This is a genomic window from Kocuria tytonicola, from assembly GCF_003687455.1.
Classification (GTDB): domain Bacteria; phylum Actinomycetota; class Actinomycetes; order Actinomycetales; family Micrococcaceae; genus Kocuria; species Kocuria tytonicola.
This window is the reverse complement of record NZ_PHOA01000134.1, coordinates 1-4,997: the sequence shown is the minus strand read 5'-3', so window position 1 is coordinate 4,997 and position 4,997 is coordinate 1. Positions and strand designations below refer to the sequence as shown.

General features: G+C 73.7%; 5 protein-coding genes. 4 read left to right on the top strand and 1 reads right to left on the bottom strand.

The annotated features are described in order from the left end of the window. From CWC38_RS10900 to rsmD, 4 genes are all read left to right on the top strand, one after another. Window positions 1-535: thiamine-phosphate kinase (locus CWC38_RS10900; protein ID WP_369126646.1), on the top strand; the 535-nt coding region annotated here is incomplete at its 5' end. Then, a complete protein-coding gene (locus CWC38_RS10895; RefSeq protein ID WP_121846750.1) occupies window positions 525-1,472 on the top strand; it encodes a DAK2 domain-containing protein in 948 nt (315 codons plus the stop codon). The genes CWC38_RS10900 and CWC38_RS10895, both read left to right, overlap by 11 nt. Continuing rightward, the gene (locus CWC38_RS10890) at window positions 1,469-3,724 is read left to right on the top strand and encodes an ATP-dependent DNA helicase RecG (protein WP_240625232.1); all 2,256 of its coding nucleotides are present in this window, start codon (window positions 1,469-1,471) and stop codon (window positions 3,722-3,724) included. The genes CWC38_RS10895 and CWC38_RS10890 overlap by 4 nt, the downstream gene beginning before the upstream one ends. Continuing rightward, entirely contained in the window at window positions 3,721-4,302 is a 582-nt protein-coding gene (rsmD, locus tag CWC38_RS10885) for a 16S rRNA (guanine(966)-N(2))-methyltransferase RsmD (protein WP_121846749.1), read from the top strand. Before CWC38_RS10890 ends, rsmD begins: the two co-directional genes overlap by 4 nt. Window positions 4,303-4,327: 25 nt before the next feature. On the opposite strand, the gene CWC38_RS10880 is transcribed toward rsmD, so the two are convergent. After that, window positions 4,328-4,997, bottom strand: a 670-nt coding sequence (locus tag CWC38_RS10880) for an aminotransferase class I/II-fold pyridoxal phosphate-dependent enzyme (RefSeq protein WP_121846748.1), incomplete at its 5' end; no start/stop codon positions are given.

Here is a 4,997-nt window from a genome sequence, read left to right as displayed (position 1 = left end):
GCCGTGCCCCGTCCCCGGCGCGTGGGACGCCGTCCCGGCGCAGCTGCGGGACGCCCTGGAATTGGCCCAGCTGCGGCCCCGCCCGCCCGTGACGACCGGTCCGGCGCTCGCCCGGGCGGGGGCACTGGCCATGATGGACGTCTCCGACGGGCTGCTGCGGGACGCCGGGCGGATCGCACGCGCCAGTGGCCTGCACATCGACCTGGAACCCCGTGCCCTGGAGCCCCACGTGAACAGCCTCGCCCCCGCGGGTGAGGCAGTGGGAGGGGACCCGTGGCAGTGGGTGCTCACGGGCGGTGAGGACCACGGTCTGCTGGCGGTCCTGCCTGTGGATTCCCGGCTGCCTCCCGGGGTCCGTGCGATAGGCTCGTGTGCGCCCGCGGCCCCCGGGACAGTGGTCCCGGGCAGTGGGGCGAACCCCGGGGAGAGCTCCCGGCGGGACCCCGTGGGGCCCGCCGTGACCATCGGCGGGCGCACCTCCCAGCAGTGGTTCGGCCGCGACGTCGTCGAAGGATGGGATCACTTTGAGCCATAAGCCCGGCTCCTCCACCACCGAAGTCCGCGCGTGGCTGCACGCCGCCCACCGGGGCCTGTGCGAGCACGCGGACGTGCTCGACAACCTCAACGTCTTCCCCGTGGCGGATGCGGACACCGGGGCGAACCTGAGCGTGACCGTGGGCTACGCCGCGGAGGCCGCCGACCTGATCGAGGGCAAGGACGTGGGCGAGCTGCTCACCTACGCCGGCCAGGCCGCGCTCGAGCAGGCCCGCGGCAACTCCGGTGTGCTCGCCGCGGTCGCGCTTACGGCCATGGGCGGCGCCGTTCAGGGCAGCGTGCGGCTCACCGCCGCCCAGCTCAAGGACGCGTTCACGGCGGCGCAGGTCCGCTGCTCCTCCGCGCTCACCGACCCCGTGCCCGGGACCCTGATCTCGGTGCTGCAGGCCGCGGGCGAGACCCCCGTTCCGGAGACCGCGGCGGAGGGCTCCAACCAGCAGCTGGTGGACTGGCTGGACCTGGTGCTCGCCGCGTGCACCCGTGCCGTGATCGACACCGTGGGCCAGCTGCCCGTGCTCGCCGAGCGGGGCACGGTGGACTCCGGGGCCCTGGGAATGCTCGTGCTCCTCACGGCCCTGCGCGCCGAGCTGGGAGGTTCCGAGAACTTCGTGGACCCCGTGCCGGACGTGATCCGCCACCACACGCACCCGGTGGACCAGAGCGCGGACGAGCTCCAGGAAGGCTACGAGGTCATGGGCACCATGGACCTCTCCGCACTGGACGCCGCAGAGCTGCGCCACGAGCTGGACGACGCCGGCAGCAGCGTGATCGTGAGCGCGGTGGGCGAGCACGAGGAGGGCTACACGTGGCGCGTCCACGTGCACGTCACGGACCCGGGCACCGCCCTGGACCTCATGCGCGCCCGCGGCAAGGCCCGCAACGTGACGGTGACGACGCTCGCGGCGGAGCCCCGGTGACCGAGGGGGAGGAGACGGTGCCCGTCACCGCCTTCGCGGGCCTGCTGGACCAGCCCCTCACGCGCTACGTCCCCGGCACCTCGCCGCACTCCACGGTGGCGCTGCTGGGCAAGGAGCTGGGGATCACCACGGTGGGCCAGCTGCTGGACCACGCCCCGCGGCGCTACATCCGGCGGGGCAGGATCCAGGCGCTCACGGACCTCGTGGCGGGGGAGCGCACCTCGTTCGTCGCCCGGGTGGAGTCCTCCAGCACACGGCGGATGCGCAGCGACCCGCGGCGCAGCCTCACGGACGTGGTGGTGACCGACGACTCCGGCGCGCAGCTGAAGATCACGTTCTTCAACGCGTACTCCGCCCAGAAGGACCTGCCCGTGGGATCGCTCGCCCTGTTCACCGGCAAGCCGGGGCTCTACCGCGGTGAGCTCGCGATGACCGGCGCGGACTACGCGCCCGTGGAGACCCCCGAGTCCGTGGCCGGCAGCACGTCCGAGTCCGGTGAGCTGCTCCCCATCCCGGTCTACCCGGAGGCCGGCAAGCTCACCACACCGCGCATCGCCAAGGTGGTCCACCAGCTGCTGCTCACGGCGGACCTGGACTCCCTGGATGACCCGCTGGCCCCCGAGCTGCTCGCCGCGGAGCGTCTGCCGCCGCTGGGCCAGGCGTACCGGGACCTGCACCGCCCGGAGACGGTGGAGGCGTGCGAGGCCGCTCGCCGCCGGTTCCGGTTCCAGGAGGCGTTCGTCCTGCAGAGCGAGCTGATGCGTCGCCGGGCCGAGCACTCCACGCACCCCGTGGACCCACGCCCGCTCCGGGCCGACGGCCTGCTCGCACGCTTCGACGAGCTCCTGCCGTTCGAGCTCACGGCCGGGCAGCGGGACGTGGGTGAGCAGATCGCCGCGGAGCTCTCGGGCACCTCGCCCATGAACCGCCTGCTGCAGGGGGACGTGGGCTCCGGGAAGACCGTGGTGGCGCTGCGGGCCATGCTCCAGGTGGTGGACAGCGGCGCCCAGGCAGCGATGCTCGCGCCCACGGAGGTGCTCGCCACGCAGCACCACGAGAAGATCACCGCCCTGCTGGGTCCCCTCGCCGCTCCGGGGCAGCTCGGCGGTGACCCCCGGGCCACCGGGGTCACCCTGCTCACGGGCAGCATGTCCGCGGCCGCGCGGCGTCGTGCGCTGCTGGACATTGCGAGCGGTGCGGCGGGGATCGTGGTGGGCACCCATGCCCTGATCCAGGAGACGGTGCAGTTCGCGGAGCTGGGCCTGGCCGTGGTGGACGAGCAGCACCGCTTCGGCGTGGAGCAGCGCGACGCCCTGCGGGACAAGGCCGGGCAGGTGCCGCACACCCTCGTGATGACCGCCACCCCCATTCCGCGCACCGTGGCGATGACCGTGTTCGGGGACCTGGACGTGAGCACCCTGCGCGAGCTGCCGGGCGGACGGCGTCCCATCGACACGTTCGTCGTGGGCCTCGCGGAGCACGGCCCCGCGTGGGAGAACCGCGTGTGGGCGCTCGCCGCGGAGCACGTGGCGCAGGGCCGCCAGGTCTACGTGGTGGCCCCCAAGATCGGCGACGACGCCGCCCTGCCGCCCTTCACCTCGCTGCGCGCCTCCCTGGAGGCCCAGCAGGACGAGCCGGAACCCGCCACCGTCACGTGGTTGCACGAGCTCGTGGCCGCGCGCCCCGAGCTGCGAGGTGCCCGGGTGTCCCTGCTGCACGGACGCCAGGACACGCAGACCAAGGCGGACACCATGGCCGCGTTCGACACCGGGGAGATCGACGTGCTGGTCTCCACTACCGTGGTGGAGGTGGGCGTGGACGTCCCCAACGCCACGCTCATGGTGGTGGTGGACCCCGAGCGCTTCGGCATCTCGCAGCTGCACCAGTTGCGGGGCCGGATCGGGCGTGGCGAGCACGCGAGCACCTGTCTGCTGGTGACCCGGCTGCCCCCGGAGCACCCGGCGCGCGCCCGGCTGGACGCGGTGGCCGCCACCACGGACGGCTTCGAGCTCGCGGAGGCGGACCTGCGGCTGCGCAAGGAGGGCGACATCCTGGGGGCCTCCCAGTCCGGTGGACGCTCAGGGCTGCGCTGGGTGGGTGTGCTGCGGGACGAGGAGCTCGTGGCGCGGGCCCGTGCAGCCGCGGAGGACGTGGTCCGGGAGGATCCCGAGCTCTCGGCCCACCCGGTGCTGCGGGCGAGCATCGAGCGGGTGCTGGACGAGGACCGACAAGCATTTCTGGAGCGAGGATGACACGGATCATTGCCGGACGGGCCGGGGGGCTGCGGCTGAAGTCCGTCCCGGGCTCCGCCACCCGGCCCACCACGGACCGGGTCAAGGAGTCCCTGTTCGGGCGTCTGGACGCGTGGGGCATGTGCCAGGACGCGCGCGTGCTGGACCTCTTCGCGGGCTCGGGCGCGCTCGGCCTGGAGGCGGCCAGTCGGGGCGCCGCCGTCGTGACGCTCGTGGAAAAGGCGGCCACGGCCGCAAAGGTGTGCCGGGAGAACGCGGCGCTGCTGGCGGCGTCGTGCCCGGAGACGAAGCTCACCACCGTCCACTCCGGCGTGGCCGGGTACCTGGGGCGGGCCCCGTTCCACCGCTGGGACCTCGTACTTGCGGACCCGCCCTACCCCCTGGAGAACGCCGAGCTCACGCGCCTGCTCTCACTGCTCGTGGGGCGGCTGGGACCCGGGGGCGTGATCGCGGTGGAACGCGCTGCCCGCACCGAGGAGCCCGCCTGGCCGGAGGGGCTGCGCCGTTTCGAGACCAGCGTCCACGGGGAGACCGTGCTGTGGTTCCTCGAGGCGGACGAGGAGACGGCGGCGGACTGACGCCACTCGGACCGCTGCGCCGGGTTCAGACCGCGGCGGCCAGCCCCGCCATCGCAGCCCGCAGCACCTCGGTGCGCTTGCAGAACGCGAGGCGCAGCCAGTCGGCGTAGAGCCCCTGGTTCGCGGGGCTCGCGAACGCGGACACGGGGATGCCCACCACACCCGCGGTCTGCGCCCAGTGCTGGGCGAGCCCGGCGGCGTCGTCCACCCCTGCCAGTGCGTAGTGGTCGCTCACGTCCGCCACGGCGAAGAACGTGCCCTGCGGCGTCGGCGGGGTGAGGCCCGCCTCGCCCAGCCCTGCCACGAGGACGTCCCGGCGCTCGCGGTAGTCCGCGAGCATCCCGTCGAAGAACTCCCGGGGGAAGGCCAGGGCCTCCGCGACCGCGTGCTGCAGGGGTGCCGCGGCGCTGTGGGACAGGTACGTCTTGACGGCGACGACGCCCTGCACCAGGTCCCGGGGCCCGCTCACCCAGCCCACGCGCCATCCCGTGGCGGAGAACGTCTTGCCCGCCGAGGACACCGTGAGGGTGCGCTCGGCGGCGTCCGGCAGGGTGGCCAGAGGTTCGTGGGGGCCGTCGTAGCGCAGGTGCTCGTAGACCTCGTCCGTGACGATCACGGCGTCGTGCTCGGCGGCCAGCTCCACGAGCAGCTCCTTGAGCTCCCGGGAGGCCACGGTCCCGGTGGGGTTGTGGGGG